The following is a 269-nucleotide window of genomic DNA, read 5'->3' on the forward strand; positions in this document are numbered from 1 at the left end:
ACTGACGCTGAGTCACTTGCGCTTACTGACGCTGAGTCACTTGCGCTTACTGACGCTGAGTCACTTGCGCTTACTGATGCTGAGTCACTTGCGCTTACTGACGCTGAATCAGACGCGCTTACTGACGCTGAGTCACTTGCACTTGTTGATGCTGAGTCACTTGCACTTACTGATGCTGAATCAGACGTGCTTGTTGACGCGCTTTGTGAATTAGCTGTGCTCGTTGACGCACTTTGTGAATTAGCTGTGCTTGTTGACGCGCTTTGTGA

General features: G+C 50.2%; 1 protein-coding gene. It reads left to right on the forward strand.

Annotation, left to right across the window (positions count from 1 at the left end; translation table 11 throughout):
* The coding region (locus AC2FB1_RS11190; protein WP_490675281.1) for a hypothetical protein at positions 1–269 on the forward strand (269 nt) is incomplete at both ends.

Source organism: Staphylococcus sp. CoH_129_LAB_1 (genome assembly GCF_058191515.1).